Here is a 19,380-nt window from a genome sequence, read left to right as displayed (position 1 = left end):
TCGCTGGCGCGAGCGTGGCCGCGGCGCCGCTACGCAAGCGCGGCGCCGGGAAAGGGGTATCGCCGGAAACGCGAGGACGCCGCCGCTGGCGGCGCCCTCCTCGTCCGTCACTCCTCGCTGTACGCCTCGATCGGCGGGCAGGAGCAGGTCAGGTTGCGGTCGCCGTAGACGTTGTCGACGCGGCCCACCGGCGGCCAGTACTTGGCCTCCACCAGGCTGGCCAGCGGATAGGCGGCCTGCTCGCGGCTGTAGGCATGGTTCCATTCGCCGAGCAGTTCGGCGGCGGTGTGCGGCGCGTTCTTCAGCGGGTTGTCTTCCTTGTCCAGCTCGCCGCGTTCCACCGCGCGAATTTCCTCGCGGATGCGGATCATCGCGTCGCAGAAACGGTCCAGCTCGGCCTTCGACTCGCTCTCGGTGGGCTCGATCATCAGCGTGCCGGCCACCGGGAAGGACATGGTCGGCGCATGGAAGCCGAAGTCCATCAGGCGCTTGGCCACGTCGTCGACGCTGATCCCGCTGCTGTCCTTGAGCGGACGCAGGTCGAGGATGCATTCGTGGGCGACCAGGCCGTTGCCGCCGGCGTAGAGCACCGGGTAGTGCTCCTCCAGGCGGTGGGCGATGTAGTTGGCATTGAGGATGGCCATTTCCGAGGCGCGCTTGAGGCCTTCGCCGCCCATCATGCGGATGTACATCCAGGTGATCGGCAGGATGCTCGCGCTGCCGTACGGCGCCGCGCTCACCGCGCCTTCCTTGCGCTCGCCGCGAGCGTGGCCGGGGAGGAACGGCGCCAGGTGCGCGCGCACGCCGATCGGGCCGACGCCCGGGCCGCCGCCGCCGTGGGGGATGCAGAAGGTCTTGTGCAGGTTCAGGTGGGAAACGTCGCCACCGAACTTGCCCGGGGCGCACAGGCCGACCATGGCGTTCATGTTGGCGCCGTCGATGTACACCTGGCCACCGCAGTCGTGGACGATGGCGCAGATCTCGCGGATCGCTTCCTCGAACACGCCGTGGGTGGACGGATAGGTGATCATCAGCGCGGCCAGGCGTTCCTTGTGCTCGCTGGCCTTGTTGCGCAGGTCCTCGACGTCGACGTTGCCGCGCGCGTCGCAGGCCACCACCACCACGCGCATGCCGACCATGCTGGCGGTAGCCGGGTTGGTACCGTGGGCGGAGGACGGGATCAGACAGATGTCGCGCTGGCTGTCGCCGCGGCTCTGGTGGTAGGCACGGATCGCCAGCAGGCCGGCGTACTCGCCCTGGGAGCCGGCGTTGGGCTGCAACGACACGGCGTCGTAGCCGGTGGCGGAACAGAGCATCGCCTCCAGTTCGTCGGTGAGCTGGCGGTAGCCTTCGCTCTGCTCGGCCGGGGCGAACGGGTGCAGGTTGCCGAATTCGGCCCAGGTCACCGGGATCATCTCGCTGGCGGCATTCAGCTTCATGGTGCAGGAGCCCAGCGGGATCATCGTGCGGTCCAGCGCCAGGTCCTTGTCCGCCAGCTTGCGCAGGTAGCGCATCAGCTCGGTTTCCGAGTGATGGCGGTTGAAGATCGGATGGCTGAGGATCGCCGACTGGCGCAGCAGCTCGACCGGCAGGCGGTCCCCGCTGCTGGCGGCAAGGGTGGCGAAGTCCGGGAGCGCCTGGCCCTCTTCGGCCAGCAGGCCCCAGAGGGTCTCCACGTCGGCCTGGCGGACGGTCTCGTCGAGCGACAGGCCGAGACGGCCGGCATCGATCTCGCGCAGGTTGATCCCGGCGGCGCGGGCCTTGGCATGGATCGCCGCGGTACGCGCGCCGGTGGCCAGGCTCAGGGTGTCGAAGAAGTGCTTCTGCTCGACGGCCACGCCCAGGCGCTCCAGGCCGGCGGCGAGGATCGCGGTCAGCCGGTGGGTGCGCCGGGCGATGCGCAGCAGGCCCTGCGGGCCGTGGTAGACGGCGAACATGCTGGCGATGTTGGCCAGCAGTACCTGGGCGGTGCAGATGTTGCTGGTGGCCTTCTCGCGGCGGATGTGCTGCTCGCGGGTCTGCATGGCCAGGCGGTAGGCCGGCTTGCCGTGGCGGTCGATGGAGACGCCGACCAGGCGTCCCGGCATGTCCCGCTTGAAGGCGTCGCGGGTGGCGAAATAGGCCGCGTGCGGCCCGCCGAAGCCGAGCGGCACGCCGAAGCGCTGGGCGCTGCCGATGGCCACGTCGGCGCCGAACTCGCCCGGCGGGGTCAGCAGGGTCAGCGCCAGCAGGTCGGCGGCCACCGCGACCAGCGCATCGACCGCATGGAAGCGGCTGACCAGTTCGCGATAGTCGACGATCTCGCCGTCGCAGGTGGGGTATTGCAGCAACGCGCCGAAGTAGGCGGAGAAGTCTTCGATGGCGCTCTCGTCGCCGACCACCACCTCGATGCCCAGCGGCTCGGCACGGGTGCGCAGCACGTCGAGGGTCTGCGGGTGGCAATGGCGGGAGGCGAAGAATGCCTGGCTGGTGCGGTTCTTCGACAGACGCTTGCAGAAGGTCATGGCCTCGGCGGCGGCGGTCGCCTCGTCGAGCATCGAGGCGTTGGCGATCGGCAGGCCGGACAGGTCGCTGACCAGGGTCTGGAAGTTCAGCAGCGCCTCCAGGCGGCCCTGGGAGATTTCCGGCTGGTACGGCGTGTAGGCGGTGTACCAGGCCGGGTTCTCCAGGAGGTTGCGCAGGATCGGTGCCGGGGTGTGGCAGTTGTAGTAGCCCTGGCCGATGAAGGAACGCAACGCGCGATTGCGCGCGGCGATCGCCTTCAGGCTGGCCAGCGCCTCGGCCTCGCCCATGCCGGCCGGCAGGTCGAGCACGCTGCTGCCCTTGATGCTGTCGGGGATCACGTTGCCGATCAGCGCGTCCAGCGAGTCGTAGCCCAGGCGCTGGAGCATGGCCTGGGTGTCGGCGGCACGCGGGCCGATATGGCGGGCGATGAATTCGTCGTCGGTGCCCAGGTCGATGGCGCCGAGGTTCAGGTTATCGGTCATGGCGGGATCCTCAGGCGTCGGCGTTGGCGTTCAGCAGGCGGTCGTAGGCGGCCTGGTCGAGCAGCTTTTCCCAGGCGCCGGCGTCGGCCGGACGGAAACGGAAGAACCAGGCCTCGCCGAGCGGATCCTGGTTGACCAGCTCCGGGGCGTCCGGCAGCGCGTCGTTGATCGCCACCACCTCGCCGTCCAGCGGCATCAGGATGTTGCTGGCGGCCTTGACCGACTCCAGCACCGCCACTTCACTGCCGGCGGCGTGTTCGCCGAGTTCCGGCAACTGCACGAATACCACGTCACCGAGGGCGTCCTGGGCGTAGGCGGTGATGCCGACGGTCAGCAGCCCGTCGTCGTCCTGGCGCAGCCATTCGTGGTCGGTGGTAAAGCGCAACTTGCTCATGCTGGATCCTCATTGTCAGCGGGTCGCCCGGTCGGGACGGGACTTTGTTCTGCGGCTGCCCGTAGCAAGCAGGGTGCCAAGCGGCCCCGGCCCTGTCGCCACGGGGCGTGGCCGGGCGCGGGGGAAACCCGGACAGGGCCGCCATGGAACGCTTTCGTTACAGACCCGCCGGACATTTCCCGAACCAGAGCGCAAACGCCTGACAGCAAAGGTTTTTCCGGCAATCGGAACGAATTCGTTCCACTCGTAACCGAAGCGTTACAGCCGATGGCACAGCCCCTGTCGCTGCAAGCTGGCGCGCAGGTGCTCGAGGAACGCGCGGACCTTCCGCGTGTTGCGCCGGTGCCCCGGATAGAGGACATGGATGGAGGGCCCGAACGGCCCCGGGTCGAAGTGGTAGTCGCCGAGCAGGCGCACCAGCCGCCCTTCACCGAGCAGCGGCGCGACGCTCCACTGCGGGCAGAACTGCAGGCCCAGCCCGGCCAGCAGGTGGGCGAGCAGGAAGTCGTAGTTGTCGCTGGCCAGTCGCGGGCGCGGCTGGTCGATACGCTGGCGGGCGCCGTCGCGCTCCATCCACCAGAAGTTCTGGTTCAGCGAAGGGTGCTGGAAGACCAGCCAGGCGTGCCGCTCGAAGTCCTCCGGGCCTTGCGGCGCGGGTTGCCGCGCCAGGTAGGCGGGGCTGGCGCAAAGCACGATCTGGTTCGGCGCCAGCGGCCGCGCCACCAGCCCCGGCAGGTCGATGGGGCCGTCGCGCAGGCCGAGGTCGTAGCCGCCTTCGCTGAGATCGAGGAAGGTTTCGTCGAGGTCCACCCGCAGGCTGATCCGCGGATGCGCCTCGAGGAAGCTGGCGCAGGCCTGCTGGAGGAACGCCGCGGCGAACGACGGCGGCGCGGCGAGGCGCAGTTCGCCGCGCAACTCCGACTCCAGCAGTTCGATCTCCTGCCCCGCCGTGCGCAGCGTTTCCAGGGACTGGCGGGCCGCCTCCAGGTAGATCTGCCCGGCCTCGGTCAGCGCCAGGCTGCGGGTAGTGCGCTCGAACAGGCGGGCACCGAGTTCCGCTTCCAGGTGGGCGACGGCCTTGGTCAGCGCCGAGGGCGTCTTGCCCAGGCGCTCGGCGCCACGGCTGAAGCTACCGGTTTCGGCAGTGGCGACGAACATCGCCAGGGCATTCAATTTGTCCATCGACTCCTTCCGTTCCGGCACAAGTGTTGTGCGTCGCGCCCGGTTCTGCCGGGCCGGCGCTTTGGCTAGTCTCGCCTTGCCCGGGCCACGCTACACAAGACCAAGAAGCAAAGGAAACCACCATGAAGCAACGGATTCCCACCCTCCTCGCCGGCGCCTGCCTGGCCATCCCCCTGCACGCCCTCGGCGCCGCCGACCTGCTGGTGGTCAACGCCAGGATCTTCACCGCCAATCCGCAGCAACCCTTCGCCGAGGCCCTGGCGGTGGAGGACGGGCGGATCCTCGCGGTCGGCGACGAGGCCGGGCTGCGCGCCCTGGCCGATGGCGACAGCCAGGTCGTCGATCTCGGCGGCAAGCGCCTGATGCCCGGCCTGATCGACACCCATTCGCACGCGGTGTTCGGCGGCCTGGAGCTGGCCGGCGCGGACATGGGCAACGAACAGGTCGGCCTCGACGAACTGGAACGGCGCCTGCGCGCCTGGCGCGACAACGGCAAGGCGCGACATGGCGACATGCTCAATGTCAGCGGCATGCATACCGCCTACTGGAGCCAGGTCAAGGACTTCCGAGCGCGATTCGACCACGGCGAATGGGCCGACCAGCCGCTGGCCTTCATCGGCAGCGACCACCACACCGGCTGGGCCAACGCCGCCATGCTGAAACGCGCCGGCATCGACGCCGCGCGGGTCCGCGCCCTGCCCGAGGAACAGCGCAACACCATCGGCCACGACGCCGACGCCACCCCCAACGGCTTCCTCGCCGATGCCGGTCTCGACGCGGTGCTCGCGGTACTGCCGGCGCCGAGCGCGGAACAGATGCTAGAAGCCGGACGCAGCGCGGTGCGCTACAGCAACTCGCTGGGCCTGACCGCATGGATGGACCCGGCCGCCAATGGCTCGCCGGGCGATGCCCTGTTCAGCCTCAGGCCCGACGAGAACACCGTCGGCGTGCTACCGGTCTACCAGCGGCTGGCCAAGGGCGGCGAACTCAGTGCCCACGTCGCCGCCCTCCTGGTCGCCAATCCACGCAGCCGGCCGGCCGACCTCGAGGTGCTGGACAAGGTGCGCCAGCGCTTCCTCGGCAGCCCCAACCTGACCCTGCCGGGAATCAAGGTGTTCGCCGACGGCGTACCGGAATACCCGGCGCAGACCGCCGCGCTCCTCGAGCCCTATCGCAACAGCAGGAAGACGGGCGAACTGCTGATCGACCCGGCGCACTTCGGCGAACTGGTCAGCGCCGCCGACGCCCGCGGCTGGCTGGTCCACGTCCACGCCATCGGCGACCGCGCGGTGCGCGAGGCGCTGAACGGCATGCAGCAGGCGCGGCGCGACCGCGACAGCGGCATCGCCCATTCGATTACCCACCTGCAACTGGTCAATCCCAAGGAGTTCGAGCGCTTCAGGCCGCTTGGCGTGATCGCCTCGATGCAGCTGTACTGGGCCGCCGCCGACGAAACCACAGTGGACCTGATGAAGCCCTATATCAGTGCCTTCGCCTACCGCTACCAGTACCCGGCGCACTCCCTGCTGAGCAAGGGCGCGACCATCGCCGGGGCCAGCGACTGGCCGGTGTCCAGCCTGTCGCCGTGGAAGGCCATCCAGCAGGCGGTGACCCGCAAGGGCCCGCAGGGCGTGCTCAACGCCGGCGAACGCCTGGACCGCCAGACCATGTTCTACGCCTACACCCGCAACGCTGCGCGGACCATCGGCCTGGAGCACCGGATCGGCAGCCTGGAGCCGGGCAAGCAGGCGGACTTCATCGTCCTCGACCGCGACGTGTTCGAGGTGCCGGAGACGCAACTGGGCGAAACCAAGGTGCTGAAGACCTGGTTCGCCGGCAAGCCGGTGTATTCCAGCGAGGGCTGAGCCCGCTTCAGGCGCGCGGACCGATGCCGTACTTGCGCAGGCGGTGGGCGATGGCGGTGTGCGAGGTTTGCAGGCGCGCCGCCAACTGGCGGGTCGATGGATAGCTGACGTAGAGCTTCTCCAGCAGGGCTTTCTCGAAGCCCTCCACTGCCTCCTCCAGGCTGCCCACCTCGCCGTCGTTCTGCCGCGCCACGGCGGTGCCGGCGATCTCCAGGTCGCCGATATCCACCAGGCTGCTCTCGCAGATCGCAGCGGCACGGAAGATCACGTTCTGCAACTGGCGCACGTTGCCCGGCCAGCGGTTGCTCAGCAGCGCCGGGTAGGTGCCCGGCGCCAGCCGGCACACCGGGCGCTGGATCTGCGCACAGGCCTGCTGCATGAAGTGCCGCGCCAGCAGCAGGATGTCGTGGCCGCGCTCGCGCAACGGCGGGACTTCCAGGCTGAGCACGTTGAGGCGGTAGAACAGGTCCTCGCGGAAGCTGCCCTCGGCGACCATCTTCTCCAGGTTGCGGTGGGTGGCGCTGAGGATCCGCACGTCGACCCTCACCTCGCGGTCGCCGCCGACCCGGCGGAAGCTGCCGTCGCTGAGGAAGCGCAGCAGCTTGGCTTGCAGATAGGGGGACATCTCGCCGATCTCGTCGAGGAACACCGTGCCCTGGTGGGCCAGCTCCAGCAGGCCCGGCTTGCCGCCGCGCTGGGCGCCGGTGAAGGCGCCGGGGGCGTAGCCGAACAGCTCGCTTTCGGCCAGGTTCTCCGGCAACGCCGCGCAGTTCAGCGCCAGGAACGGCGAGTTGTGCCGCGCACTCAGGGCATGGCAGCCGCGCGCCACCAGTTCCTTGCCGGTACCGGTCTCGCCGTGGATCAGCAGCGGCGCGTCGAGCGCCGCCACGCGCTGCGCACGGGTCTTCAGGGTGCGGATCGGCTGGGAATCGCCGAGGAGCATCTCGAACCCCTCGGCATGGTCATGGTGCAAGGCCGCCAGGCGCTCGCCGATGCGGTTCGGTTCGTAGAGGGTCAGCAGGCCGCCGGCCAGGTGCCGCTCGCCCTCGCCCGGTCCTTCGGTGATCGGCGTGGCATCGAGCAGCAGGGCCTGGCCCATGAATGTCACTTCGCGCAGCGGCAGGCGGAAGCCCTGCTCGACCAGCGCATCCTCCAGGGTTTCATCGTCGAACAGGCTGGCCAGCCGCTCGCCGGCCGGGTCGCGTCCGCAGCGCTCGCTGAAGGCCGGGTTGGCCAGCAGCACCAGGCCCTTGCCGTCCACCGCCAGCACCGGATCGGCCATCGCCGCCAGCAACGCATCGAGCTGCAAGCGGCGGCGCTGGCCAGGAAGGATGTCGACCACGGTCATCGCCTGCACGCCACGGATGCCCAGCAGCGCTGCGCGCAGTTCCTCCAGCACTTCGGGACTGAGGGTCGGCGCGTCGATGTAGACGTTCGGCGGCACCATTTCCACCGCATCCAGGTTCAGGTTGCGCCCACCCAGCAGCGCCAGCACCTCCTGGGTGATGCCGACACGGTCGATGAAGGAGACGTGGATGCGCATGCGGGAACCTGGACTGCGGCGACGCTCGCCATAAAGCCGTCGATTGTACGGCCTGGCGCCGCCCAGCCCAAGGGGCCGGCGTCAGGGTACGGGGCGCAGCGCCTCGCTGCGGGTGCGGTGGCTCCAGTCGCCCTCGTCGTCCATCACGGTTTCGGTCACCAGCACTCGGCCCGGCTGCTGCGGGTCGGCCTTGTACAGCACCAGTTCGGCCTCGGCATCGTCCCAGGTGGTGGAGATGTCCGGCAGCACCCGCACCCACTGGCCGTCGCGGATTTCCAGCAGCGACGACTTGGTCCAGGTGCTGGTCCACCAGGTACGCAGCAGTTGCAGGCGCTCGCGGCCGCTGTCGTCGAGGCCGCCGAGGACGCTGAGCACCGCGCCGGTGCAACTGCCCAGCGGCTTGGGCGGGACGCGCGCGTCGGCGCTCCAGAGGTCGCAGCGGCAATCCTCGTATTCGTCGCACAAGGCGGCGCTGTTCGGCGCATGGGCCACTACCCAGGCGAAATCCGCCTCGGTACCGGCGAAGCGGCCGCGAGCCAGCGGGGTGTACCGCGGGTCGACGGCGTAGCGGGTGATCTCGTCGCTCTCGCCGACGAAGCGCCAGGTATCGCCCGGCCCGGCGCGCTCGGCCAGGAGCAGCCCCGGATAGTTGCGCAGGCGTCCGTCGAGGCGTACCTGCTTGACGAAGCGCACCTCGTAGCGGCCTTCCTGGTCGCCCGGCACGATCTGCGGCGCAGCGACGATGCGCTGCTCGAAGTCGGGATGGCGGGCGAAGAAGGCCTGCTTGGCGGAGAGGGTGCGATCGCGCGTCTGCGCGCGGCCATAGTAGTCCAGGCGCGGCGCATATACCCCTTCCAGGGCCTTGCCGCTGCGCTGCCCGTGGGCGGCCTGCCAGCGCTGGAACAGGCCGAGGATTTCGCTTTCTGCGGCAGCCTGGACCAGCGCTGGGTACAGGCAGAAGAGCGCGGCGCAGAATACCGGGCGCAAGAGTCGGCGCATCGAGAACATCCTTGTCGTTCGATTGAGGCGAACGCCGATTGTCCCCTATCCGCCGACGCTGGCAAATGGCCCTGGACGATTTTTTCCGATTCCGCAACGCGGTGGGCATTGCGGACACGCTCCGGACAGTCTTCCCCCACCTCCAGGCCGCGGCACGGCGGATAACCGCAAGCGGCTATCCGCCCCACGCCAGCCAGCCGGCTCAATGCGCCGGCAACAAGGCCTGCAACCCTTCGGCAAGCTCCAGGCTCCACGCCGCGTAGTCGTGACCGCCGGGGAACTCACGGTAGTGCAGCGGGTAGCCCTTGCCTTGCAGCGCCGCGCGCAGGCTGCGGTTGCTGCCGAGAATGCCGTCCGCCTCGGGCTCCTCGAGCAGGCCGGAACTGAGGAAGAACGCCAGCGGCAAACGCTCGCCAGCGGCGAACTGCCGTACCAGCCACTGCGGCTGCTGCTCGTCCGGCCCCCACCAGAACGAGCCGGACAGGCTCAGCACCTTGCCGAAGCGTTCCGGATAACGGTAGGCGATGCAGCCCGAGGCCAGCCCGCCGTAGCTGGAACCGGAAAGCACGCGATCGGCAGGCTCCTCGCTCAATGCATAGCGCTGCTGCAACCAGGGCAGCAACTCGTGGGCGAGCATGTCGGCGAAGGCCTCGTTGCAGGGCAGCTCGCGGCCCCGGCTGCTGGCGTCGACATTGCCGACAATCACCGCCAGGGTCGGGCGGATACGCCCGGCGGCGATCAGGTTGTCGAGGATGGTCGGGGTCGGTACGTCGCGCGCGTAGTGGTCCTCGTCGAACAGCACCAGCAGCGGATAGCGCTGGCCCTCGGGATCGTAGCCCGGCGGCGTGTAGAGCGTCAGCTGGCGCTGGTTGGCCAGGGCCTGGCTGCTATAGCCCAGGCGCTCCACCTTGCCGCGCGGCACGTCCTTGCGCGGCTGGTCCCAGGTCTCGGCAGGGGCGCCGCCGAGCTGCACCAGCGAGGCCTGCTCGGCCCGCGGCAGCGCGCGGCTGTTGAGCCACGGCGTACGGCTCAGCGGGTCCGGCCGCGCCGCCGCCTGCAACGCCAGGCGCAAGGTGCCGCGATCGGCCTGTTGCAGGTCCGGCAGGTCGGCGCTGAGCTGGTAGGAAACCCGCGCGTCGCGGCGCAGCGGCAGGCTCAGGTAGCGCACGTCGCTGCCGGCCAGGGCCTCGAAGCGGCGGGTGTTGACCTCCGGGGTCGGCCACAGCAGGCGCACGTCGCCGGGACGCTGCTGGCGCCAGAGGAAGGTGATCAGCACACGTTCGGCATCCAACGGCTCCACCAGCGGCGTGCCCTGCTTCGCTACCTGCTTCCAGAACGCCTTCAGCGCGCCGGGGCGCTTTTCCGCAAGCTCCGCCTGCAGGCGTTGCAGGGTCGGGCTCTGCGGCGCCGGCGAATCAAGCGCCGGGGTCTGCGGGGTGAGGCGCTGGGTGGGGATCAGGGTCAGTGCGGTGTCTTCGTCGGCGCTGAAGGTCAGGCGCAGGCCCTGGCGCTCGCCGGCCTGCAGGCCGAGCGACTGGCGTCCGGCCAGCTCCGTCGCGCGCAACGCCTTGCCGTCGGGCGTGGTGGCGCGCAGGCGGACGCGGCCGCGGTCGACCTCCAGGTCGAGCAACTGCAACTCGCCGGGGGCAAGGTCGAGGTAGCGCTGGCGGCTCTCGCCGGCAGCGATCTCGATGCGGCCATCGGCCAGCGGCACGGGCTGGGCGGCCTGGGCCGGGGTCAGCAGGTTGAGGAAAAGCAACAACGAGGTGGAAACGGCAGACATGGAATCTCCCTTCGAAGAGGCGCCGCCATCCGGGCGGCTCACCGGAAGAGACGTACGATCGCAGCGGAAATTTGCCGCTGTGATCCAGGCTAGAGCGGTTGCGCCGCGACTGGAGTAGAATCCGCCGCCTCGAAAACCGTCCGAAGGAAAATTCCGATGACCTCCCGTCTGCTGCCCGCCCTGTTGCTCTCGTCCGCATTCGCCGTCCTGGCCGGCTGCTCCACCCCGACCATCGTCACCCTCAACGATGGCCGCGAGATCCAGGCGGTGGATACCCCGCGCTATGATCGTAGTTCCGGCTTCTACGAACTGGAGCAACTGGACGGCAAGCGCACCCGCGTCAACAAGGACCAGGTGCGCAGCATCAAGGACATGTAATCCCCCGGACCCGCCATCCGCGCGGTGGCGCACTCCAGGGAAGGAGTCGAACCATGCGATCCGACCTGCACGAGGCCAACCGGCTGTCGTGGAACGCCGCCACCCGGGCGCACAACAGCCACAAGGCCGACCAGGCCGCTTTCTTCCGCAACGGCGGTTCCACGCTCTATCCCGAGGAACTGCAACTGCTCGGCCATCTCGACGGCCTGCGCCTGCTGCATCTGCAATGCAACGCCGGACAGGACAGCCTGAGCCTGGCGCGCCTTGGCGCCCGCGTCACCGGGGTCGACATCGCCGACAGCGCCATCGACTTCGCCCGCCAGCTGTCCCGCGACAGCGGCATCGCCGCCGACTTCCAGCGCGACGACATCCTCCGCTGGCTGCCCGTCGCCGCCACCCGCGGCGAACGCTTCGAACGGGTCTTCGCCTCCTACGGCACGCTGGTCTGGCTCTCCGACCTCAAGCGCTGGGCCGACGGCATCGCCCAGGTACTGGTTCCCGGCGGGCGCTTCGTCCTGGTGGAGTTCCATCCTTTCGCCCTGTACTTCGACCCACACTGGCAACCGGCCTACGACTACTTCAGCCGCGAGCCGATCGCCGAGAGCGGCGTCAGCGACTATGTCGCCGAGTCCGGCGCCAGCCTGGCGCCCTCCGGCTACCGCGCCGGCGTCGAGAACTTCAGCAACCCTCATCCCAGCTACGAGTTCCAGTGGGGCCTGGCCGATGTGATCGGCGCCCTGCTCGGCGCCGGCCTGCAACTCGAACGGCTGGAGGAATACCCCTACGCCAACGGCTGGGCCGGCTTCGACGGCATGCGCGACGGCGGCGGCGGACGCATGCTGCCGCCCGCCGATCGTCCGCGCCTGCCGCTGATGTACGGCCTCAGCGCAAGGAAACCACGATGACCGAAGAACGCCTGCTGCGCCGCGACGAAATCCCCCTGGTCTGGGAGATCGACCGCAGCGAAGTGATCGAACACCTGTATTCCGTCGAGGCCGGCCAACTGGTGCTGCGCCCCGAGTTCTACGACATGCGCGGCTGGCCGGAGGGCGAGGCCGAGCATTACACGCCGATCCTGCTCGACTGCTTCGACCGCGGCGGCTGGTTCCTCGGCCTGTTCGACCAGGGCCGCCTGATCGGCGCAGTAGTCCTCGACCCGCGCCGCCTCGGCCCCGAGCGCGACTGGCTGCAACTGAAGTTCCTCCACCTCAGCCACGCCTACCGCCGCCGCGGCCTCGGCGCCCACCTCTTCCACCTCGCCGCCACCCAGGCCCGCCACCTCGGCGCCAGCGCGCTCTACGTTTCGGCTACGCCGTCGCAGAACACGGTGGATTTTTATACGAGACTCGGATGCCGGCTGTGCATAGAGCCGGATGAGGAGTTGTATCGGTTGGAGCCGGAGGATGTTCATCTGGTGTTCAATCTATAGTGATGCTGAGTCTCGTTGATAATCAGCAGTGCAAATAGACTTCAAGGAATGGAAATGTACAAAGCTCTCGCTTTTCTCCTGTTAAATACATTCATCGCCGTAGTGCATGCGGAGGAAGGCTGGGAGCTTTCAGTTTCAGGACCAGCCCCTGGACAACCTGGACACGTGCCATATCCAGATAGGCGACAACCCTCGCTCGAAGCCGCTTGCGCGGCCAGCGACAGGTACTATATAGATAGCAATCTGAAGGGTGGTCACGTAGTTCTAGGGTACATCAGCAGAAAAACACTTATAGATGCCCGATACAATTCATTTTTTTGCAGCATCAGCATATTCAGAAAGTCTCCGCTAGCAGCTACATCCGGCACTGCTACCTACGGAAATCCTAACTGGTGGGGGGCCTCCGGCACGGCTGTAAACGTTACTCAGGCTCCTCCAACTGGCTGCCCATACAACCTTTTCAATGGCCGGTACGAGTGCCCCACTGACGTCTCCGATCGAAAGAACGCGGGAATCCCCAACGAAAACGGATGCCAAGGCCCCTCATCTTTCCAGGGAAACCCTATAAATGCCAGTATCGGCAATAAATTTCAACGTGAAACCGATATAGATCCGTCGCACTCCCCTCTCCAGTTCGAGAGATACTACAACAGCGTTACCGGAATGTGGACGAACACCTTCCAGGAAGGCTTAAAAATAGTAGGCGAAAATATTTCCCTATCTCTACCCGATGGTCGTCAGGAACTATTCAGGCTGACTGACGGCGCAATATCGTCCGACGCAACGACGGGTACACTTTCAAAAGACCAGGCAGGCTGGAGGTATGACTATAGGGACGGAACCAGCTCACTTTTCGATGTCCAGGGCCGGCTTATCCAGAGGAAAGTCAGGGGGCAGGTCATCACGATAACCTATCCGAACCTCTCCACCACCAAGGCTAAAGATGGGTTCGGAAACACCCTAACCGTTTCCTGGAACGCAACGAAACAACCCTACCTCGTCGATTACAACGGTTCCCTGAAAGTGGAATATCTATATGACGGGGGCGCCAGGCTGGTTTCGAAGAAAACCACGTCCCAAGGACTCAACCGCACCCGGAAGTATCTCTATGCTGACAGTGGCAATGCCGGGTTAATGGTTGGAATCATCGACGAACAAGGCACGCGTTACGCCACCTGGACCTACGACGACCAAGGCCGCGCCATCTCCAGCGAACACGCCAACGGCGCCGAAAAGGTCTCCCTCGCCTACAACGATGACGGCTCCACCACCGTCACCAACGAATACGGCAAGCAGGCCACCTACCGCTTCCAGGTGATCCAGGGCATCAAGCGCATCGTCGCCATCGAAGGGCAACCCTCGCCCAACTGCCCCAGCAGCAATTCCACCTTCACCTACGATGACCAGGGCCTGCTCACCAGCAAACGCGACAACAACGGCAACCTGACCACCTACCAGTACAACGCCCGCGGTCTGGAAACCTCGCGCACCGAGGCCGCCGGCACTGCGCAGGCGCGCACCATCACAACCGACTGGCACCCGACCCTGTTCCTCCCGGTGCAGGTCAGCGAGCCCGGCCGGATCACCCGCTACCAGTACGACGCCGAGGGACGCAGAACCAGTGAAGGAATCATGGCGAACCAATGAAGACTTCTTTTCGGTATGCGAGACGAACCAGCAGTGACCTTAAACTAAAACAAGCTTACTCCAAAAGAAATTGACATGACGAAACCTCCTCTAGACTCAGAGCCACCTCGCACCTACTCAAGCCTTGTCTTGTGCATAGCTGCCGCTTTTTCGACAATGACATACGCATCTCCCGGCGCAATTCTTGAACCAAAAAAGAAATATAAATTCGCCAACGACATCTACCTTCCCATCATCGAAGAAACATTAACAAAAGTAATACTAAAGATAAACGAAAAACAAGAAGAAACATTCAAGCAATGTACAAGCAAAGCAGTATATAGCTGTACCAAGTTCATCATCACCCATGCAGAAGGCAGTGAGATATTCGGAAAAACCAATGGAGAATACAATAGCCATTCACTAATAAGACACTCCATTAGTCAAAGCATAAATGCTGCCGGCATCGTAACTATTAGCCCACCAGCCCCAGCAGGCTCCCTGGGCACTCAAACAGTATGGACATGCCCCGAAGATTATTGGCCTAGATCTGAGACTATCGCTCCCAAGCAGATCAGGAAAACTTGCGTTATCAAAACACAGCCCGCCAAGAACAAAGGTCCTTCTGATATATCTTGCCCATCGCCGTACGGAGGAAACCCTATAAATTTCGCTATTGGCAATAAATATCAGGAAGAAATAGATCTGCGGGGCGGTAGAGGGAACGCCCTGATCCTCAGCCGAAATTACAACAGTCTTGATGGCTACTGGCGGCACAACTTCTCCATGCGTTTGGACATTGACCTACCGAGGAGTACCATCTATCTCACCAGAGAGACCGGCAGGCTAAATATTTTCAGCCTGAACAACGGAACTATTACGGCAGAAGCAACCGAACTGGGCAGCCTGATCAAGCTAGACAATCGCTGGATATATTCCGCGAAAAACAACGACCAGTTCATTTTCAACGACAGGGGTGCTCTGATACGACAGAACCTACAGTCGGGAGTACAGCGCAGCATCTCCTATAGTCAGAACAAGCTCTTCGTGACAGACAACTTCGGAAACTCTCTTGAACTCACTCAAGACGAGAACAACCAGCCACTTGGTTTCCGATCAAGCTCTGTTGAAGGGCGTTACGACTACAGTACGAGTGGGCAGTTGATCAAGTCCCAAATCACCTTGAATGGCATGAGCAAAACACGTCTCTATCATTACGAGGACGAGCACAATCCTCGACTACTAACCGGCCTCACCGATGAACGCGGCATACGATTCGCGACTTGGTCCTACGACGATCAAGGCAGAGCTATCTCGAGCGAACATGCCGGCGGCATGGAGAAGATTCAAATCGTCTACAACAATGATGGTTCGACTACCGTTACCAACGAACTGGGCAAAGTGACCCGTTATCGATTCCAAAACCTACAGGGTCTCCAACGTATCATCGCGATAATTGGCGAGCCTTCGGTCGACTGCCCCAGTAGCAACTCATCCTTCACCTATACCAGCCGCGGTCAACTGGCCAGCAAACGCGACAACAACGGCAACCTGACCACTTACCAGTACAACGCCCGTGGTCTGGAAACCTCGCGCACCGAGGCCGCCGGCACCCCGCAGGCGCGCACCATCACAACCGACTGGCACCCGACCCTGTTCCTCCCGGTGCAGGTCAGCGAGCCCGGCCGGATCACCCGCTACCAGTACGACGCCGAGGGACGCAAGACCGGCGAGACCGTCACCACCCGCTGACAAGGACGACACCCATGCGCATCCCCCCATACTTCCCCCGCCTCGGCGCCCTCGCCCTGGCCTGCGCCCTCGCCCTGCCCGCGCAGGCGGCCGAGCGCGCCTGGAGCTACAGCTACAACGCCCTCGGCCTGATCGAGCGCGCCGACGGTCCGCGCACCGATGTGCAGGACGTCACCCTCTATGCCTACGACAGTCGCGGCAACCTGACCCAAGTGACCAACGCCCTCGGCCAGGTCACCCGCCTCGGCGACTATGACGAGCGCGGCAAGCCCGGCAGCATCACCGATGCCAACGGCGTCACCAGCAGCCTCGCCTACACCGGCGTCGACGGCTGGCTGGCCTCCGTCAGCACCGCCGGCAGCACCACCCGCTTCGACTACGACGCGGTCGGCCAGATCACCCGCGTCACTCGTGGCGACGGCAGTTGGCTGAGCTATGAATACGACGACGCACGGCGGCTGGTGGCGATCGGCAACAACCTCGGCGAACGCCTCGAATACGACGTCGACACCAAGGGCAATCGCACCGCCCAGCGCATCAAGGACGCCAGCGGCAGCCTGGTGCGCCAGCAGCAATGGGCCTACGACGAGCTTGGCCGGCTGCTCCGTGCGGTCGGCGCCGGCGGCCAGACACGCAGCTTCGCCTACGACCTCAACGACAATCCGGTCGGCGAAACCAACCCGCGCCAGTTCGCCCACAGCCAGGCCTTCGACGCCCTCGACCGGCTGGTCGGCCAGAGCGATCCCCTCGGCGGCAAGACCCAACTCGCCTACGACGCCCAGGACAACCTCACCGAGGTCAAGGACCCGCGCGGCGTCACCACCCGCTACGAATACGACGGCCTCGGCAACCTGACCCGACTGGTCAGCCCGGACAGCGGCACCACCACCTTCGAGCACGACGCCGCCGGCAACGTCATCCGCCGCACCGACGCTCGCGGTACGGTCACCGAGTATCGCTACGACGCCCTCAATCGCCTGATCGAGCGCCACTCGCCGAGCGACCCGAGCCTCGACGTACAGTACCGCTACGACCTCACCGCCGATGGCAACAAGGGCATCGGCCGCCTGGGCGCCATCGAAGGTGCCCGCGACAGCCTGGTGTACCGCTACGACGAGCGCGGCAACCTGGTCGAGCAGGTACGCAGCATCCGCCTCGACCAGCAGACCCTGCTCGACCGCGTGACCTACCGCTACGACGCGGCCAACCAACTGCTGGAGATCGGCTACCCCTCCGGCCTCGCCATCGGCTACCCGCGCAATGCCGGCGGCCAGGTCGCCAGCGTGACCCTGGCAGTGGGCGACAAGGCACCGAGCACCCTGGTCGGGCAGATCGCCTACCTGCCCTTCGGCCCGCTGCAGCGCCTGACCTGGGGCAACGGCATCGCCCTCAGCCGCGAGTACGACCAGGACTACCAACTGCTGCGGCAGAAGGTCGGCCCCTGGCAGAGCGACTACCAGCACGATGCCAATGGCAATATCCAGCAGCACCGCCACAGCCTCTGGGGCACCCTGGACTACCAGTACGACCCGCTGGACCGCCTGACCGAGGAACGCGGCGTCCAGGGCGGGCGCAGCTACGCCTACGACGCGGTCGGCAACCGCACCCAACGCAGCGACAACCCGGCCTCAGGCGGCACCGCCAGCAGCCAGGACTACCAGTACGCGCCCGACAGCAACCGATTGACCGCCATCGGCGCGCAAGCGGTGACCAGCGACGCCGCCGGCAACCTCACCCAGGACCGCGCCGCGCGCAAACTGGCCTACGACGCCCAGGGCCGCCTGCAAAGCGTCAGCCTCGACGGCCAGCAGGTCGCCGAATACCGCTACAACGCCCTCGGCCAGCGCATCGTCAAGCTCACCCCCGAGAGCGTCACCACCTACCTCTACGGTCCCGACGGCCAGTTGCTCGGCGAAGCCGAACACAACGGCAGCGGCCGGAAACTGCGAGCCCAGTACTATCTGTGGCTGGACAGCCTGCCGCTGGCCACCATCGACGCCGACTACGACGCCCAGGGCAAGGTCGGCAACCCGACCCTGCTCTACCTTCATGGCGACCACCTCGACACCCCGCGCCTGGCCACCGACGCCAGCGGCCAGATCGCCTGGCAGTGGCAGTCCGACGCCTTCGGCCGCGGCGAAGCGCTGAGCCAGGGCAGCACCCAGATCAACCTGCGCTTCCCCGGGCAGTACTACGATGCGGAGAGCGGGCTGCACTACAACTACTTCCGCGACTATGATCCGGAGACTGGGCGGTATGTGGAGAGTGATCCTGTAGAAACTCTAAGAAAGCTAAACAACCCTGAAATGACATTTTTAAATTCTGGCGAGAGCATGCTGCAAGCCACTCCGTATTGGGAACATGGATTCACGCCGAATCATAACTACACATACTCCGATAACAATCCAACTGCAAAAAGCGACAAGCATGGTCTTTCACCAAACCCTACGGACAACTTGATCTACACACCTGACACCAACTGCACATGTACATTAGAGTGCAAGAAAAAATTTACTGGAAATGGAAAGTCTTTCCTTGTGGGAGCTCTATGTAGCAAAGCCACCACCCCGTTCTTTGGGGGAGTAGTATGCAATAGCACAATAGTAATGATCTGCGGAGCATCTTGCAGCCAAGAGTGCAATAGAGCACCAAGCTGCGAAAAAGAAGGAAGCGGCAATGAGTAGCCTCTACAACATAATAGCAGTTCTGTGCGCCATCACACTGGTAGTATTAGAGCTAAAAAGAACAACATTCATAAGAACTTTAAAGAAAGAAGAGCCAAACGCCTGGGAGAAGCTTGGCAGGCCATCAGGGTATTTCTTATCCTATCTAGTAAAAATAGACGGATTCAAGCTTGAGAAATTTATATTCCGAAAGCAATACAATGCCTTGGAAAATAACGAAATCAGAAAAATAGGGAGGCAACTCCTCTACCTGCAATCAACTTTCCTCACCTTAATTATTGCACTCATCGCCTTGATGATTTTACAGTTTACAATAAAAAACTGAGAAAGCTCTAAAGATAATCTTCTGGGAAAGGGCGGGAAAAGGGGACAGATTTATTTTTACTACCATAATCTCAGCAACCGCCCACGCCAAACCACTCAAAGCGAATAACTCGCTAAACCAATCGCCCTTACCTAGGGCATCGCGGAGCCTCTTCACGGTGTCTGCACTGGAGCCTCTCTGCTCAGAGAATTAGCGGGGAAAAGGGGACAGATTTATTTTCCCTACTCTAGTTCTGGCTAGTGCTTATATTCCTCATCCCCACTGTATAATACCGCTGCCGATCTTACCCATACTGAACCACGTGAAGCGGATAGTTCAGTAAAACCACTCGCCTCTGCCTAGGCATCGCGGAGCCTCCTTACGTCGTCTGCACTGGAGTCTCCCTGCTCAGAAATTAGGGTAGGGAAAACAAATATGCCCCCTTTATTCTTAA

14 protein-coding genes are annotated in these 19,380 nt (G+C 64.7%); 8 read left to right on the top strand and 6 right to left on the bottom strand.

The features are described from left to right. Positions 1-107 precede the first annotated feature (107 nt). From gcvP to ACI766_RS13315, 3 genes are all read right to left on the bottom strand, one after another. Positions 108-2,987: an aminomethyl-transferring glycine dehydrogenase gene (gcvP, locus tag ACI766_RS13325; protein WP_003451144.1), complete on the bottom strand. Its 2,880-nt coding sequence runs from the start codon at positions 2,985-2,987 to the stop codon at positions 108-110. Positions 2,988-2,997: 10 nt separating this feature from the next. Continuing rightward, positions 2,998-3,381, bottom strand: coding sequence for a glycine cleavage system protein GcvH (gcvH, locus tag ACI766_RS13320; protein WP_003089718.1), 384 nt, complete (start codon positions 3,379-3,381; stop codon positions 2,998-3,000). Positions 3,382-3,639: 258 nt separating this feature from the next. Then, positions 3,640-4,563 (bottom strand): LysR family transcriptional regulator, encoded by a 924-nt coding sequence (locus tag ACI766_RS13315; protein WP_003089722.1) that lies wholly within the window; start codon positions 4,561-4,563, stop codon positions 3,640-3,642. Positions 4,564-4,685: 122 nt separating this feature from the next. Here ACI766_RS13315 and ACI766_RS13310 point away from each other — a divergent pair, with 122 nt between their 5' ends. Continuing rightward, positions 4,686-6,428 (top strand): amidohydrolase, encoded by a 1,743-nt coding sequence (locus ACI766_RS13310; RefSeq protein ID WP_003111567.1) that lies wholly within the window; start codon positions 4,686-4,688, stop codon positions 6,426-6,428. 7 nt (positions 6,429-6,435) lie between these two features. Here the strand turns inward: ACI766_RS13310 and ACI766_RS13305 are convergent, their stop codons facing one another. From ACI766_RS13305 to ACI766_RS13295, 3 genes are all read right to left on the bottom strand, one after another. Further along, positions 6,436-7,971, bottom strand: coding sequence for a sigma-54-dependent transcriptional regulator (locus tag ACI766_RS13305; protein WP_003105794.1), 1,536 nt, complete (start codon positions 7,969-7,971; stop codon positions 6,436-6,438). Positions 7,972-8,052: 81 nt separating this feature from the next. After that, on the bottom strand, positions 8,053-8,970 hold the full coding sequence (locus ACI766_RS13300; protein ID WP_034023116.1) for a hypothetical protein: 918 nt from the start codon (positions 8,968-8,970) through the stop codon (positions 8,053-8,055). A gap of 202 nt (positions 8,971-9,172) precedes the next feature. Next, positions 9,173-10,753, bottom strand: coding sequence for an alpha/beta hydrolase (locus tag ACI766_RS13295; protein WP_023086193.1), 1,581 nt, complete (start codon positions 10,751-10,753; stop codon positions 9,173-9,175). Between the two features lie 156 nt (positions 10,754-10,909). On the opposite strand from ACI766_RS13295, the gene ACI766_RS13290 reads away from it, so the two are divergent. From ACI766_RS13290 to ACI766_RS13260, 7 genes are all read left to right on the top strand, one after another. Further along, positions 10,910-11,131, top strand: a complete 222-nt coding sequence (locus ACI766_RS13290) for a YgdI/YgdR family lipoprotein (protein ID WP_003089729.1) — start codon at positions 10,910-10,912, stop codon at positions 11,129-11,131. A gap of 53 nt (positions 11,132-11,184) precedes the next feature. After that, the gene (locus ACI766_RS13285) at positions 11,185-12,036 is read left to right on the top strand and encodes a class I SAM-dependent methyltransferase (protein ID WP_003089732.1); all 852 of its coding nucleotides are present in this window, start codon (positions 11,185-11,187) and stop codon (positions 12,034-12,036) included. Further along, complete coding sequence (locus tag ACI766_RS13280) at positions 12,033-12,560, top strand: GNAT family N-acetyltransferase (protein WP_023086192.1); 528 nt, start codon at positions 12,033-12,035, stop codon at positions 12,558-12,560. The genes ACI766_RS13285 and ACI766_RS13280 overlap by 4 nt, the downstream gene beginning before the upstream one ends. A 513-nt stretch (positions 12,561-13,073) precedes the next feature. Beyond that, entirely contained in the window at positions 13,074-14,207 is a 1,134-nt protein-coding gene (locus ACI766_RS13275; protein ID WP_369809737.1) for a DUF6531 domain-containing protein, read from the top strand. Between the two features lie 75 nt (positions 14,208-14,282). After that, a complete protein-coding gene (locus ACI766_RS13270; protein WP_219905889.1) occupies positions 14,283-15,938 on the top strand; it encodes a DUF6531 domain-containing protein in 1,656 nt (551 codons plus the stop codon). 14 nt (positions 15,939-15,952) lie between these two features. Next, a complete protein-coding gene (locus ACI766_RS13265) occupies positions 15,953-18,622 on the top strand; it encodes an RHS repeat domain-containing protein (protein WP_019726245.1) in 2,670 nt (889 codons plus the stop codon). Further along, positions 18,615-18,947: a hypothetical protein gene (locus tag ACI766_RS13260; RefSeq protein WP_019485599.1), complete on the top strand. Its 333-nt coding sequence runs from the start codon at positions 18,615-18,617 to the stop codon at positions 18,945-18,947. Before ACI766_RS13265 ends, ACI766_RS13260 begins: the two co-directional genes overlap by 8 nt. The last annotated feature ends 433 nt before the right edge of the window (positions 18,948-19,380 follow it).

This window comes from Pseudomonas sp. DL, assembly GCF_047199225.1.
GTDB classification, from domain to species: domain Bacteria; phylum Pseudomonadota; class Gammaproteobacteria; order Pseudomonadales; family Pseudomonadaceae; genus Pseudomonas; species Pseudomonas aeruginosa.
This window is presented reverse-complemented; position numbering and strand designations above follow the sequence as displayed.

What these genes read in the sequence shown, in the direction of transcription:
- gcvP (WP_003451144.1), bottom strand. Translation starts at nt 2,987, where the DNA reads ATGACCGATAACCTGAACCTCGGCGCCATCGACCTGGGCACCGACGAC.
- gcvH (WP_003089718.1), bottom strand. Translation starts at nt 3,381, where the DNA reads ATGAGCAAGTTGCGCTTTACCACCGACCACGAATGGCTGCGCCAGGAC.
- ACI766_RS13315 (WP_003089722.1), bottom strand. Translation starts at nt 4,563, where the DNA reads ATGGACAAATTGAATGCCCTGGCGATGTTCGTCGCCACTGCCGAAACC.
- ACI766_RS13310 (WP_003111567.1), top strand. Translation starts at nt 4,686, where the DNA reads ATGAAGCAACGGATTCCCACCCTCCTCGCCGGCGCCTGCCTGGCCATC.
- ACI766_RS13305 (WP_003105794.1), bottom strand. Translation starts at nt 7,971, where the DNA reads ATGCGCATCCACGTCTCCTTCATCGACCGTGTCGGCATCACCCAGGAG.
- ACI766_RS13300 (WP_034023116.1), bottom strand. Translation starts at nt 8,970, where the DNA reads ATGCGCCGACTCTTGCGCCCGGTATTCTGCGCCGCGCTCTTCTGCCTG.
- ACI766_RS13295 (WP_023086193.1), bottom strand. Translation starts at nt 10,753, where the DNA reads ATGTCTGCCGTTTCCACCTCGTTGTTGCTTTTCCTCAACCTGCTGACC.
- ACI766_RS13290 (WP_003089729.1), top strand. Translation starts at nt 10,910, where the DNA reads ATGACCTCCCGTCTGCTGCCCGCCCTGTTGCTCTCGTCCGCATTCGCC.
- ACI766_RS13285 (WP_003089732.1), top strand. Translation starts at nt 11,185, where the DNA reads ATGCGATCCGACCTGCACGAGGCCAACCGGCTGTCGTGGAACGCCGCC.
- ACI766_RS13280 (WP_023086192.1), top strand. Translation starts at nt 12,033, where the DNA reads ATGACCGAAGAACGCCTGCTGCGCCGCGACGAAATCCCCCTGGTCTGG.
- ACI766_RS13270 (WP_219905889.1), top strand. Translation starts at nt 14,283, where the DNA reads ATGACGAAACCTCCTCTAGACTCAGAGCCACCTCGCACCTACTCAAGC.
- ACI766_RS13265 (WP_019726245.1), top strand. Translation starts at nt 15,953, where the DNA reads ATGCGCATCCCCCCATACTTCCCCCGCCTCGGCGCCCTCGCCCTGGCC.
- ACI766_RS13260 (WP_019485599.1), top strand. Translation starts at nt 18,615, where the DNA reads ATGAGTAGCCTCTACAACATAATAGCAGTTCTGTGCGCCATCACACTG.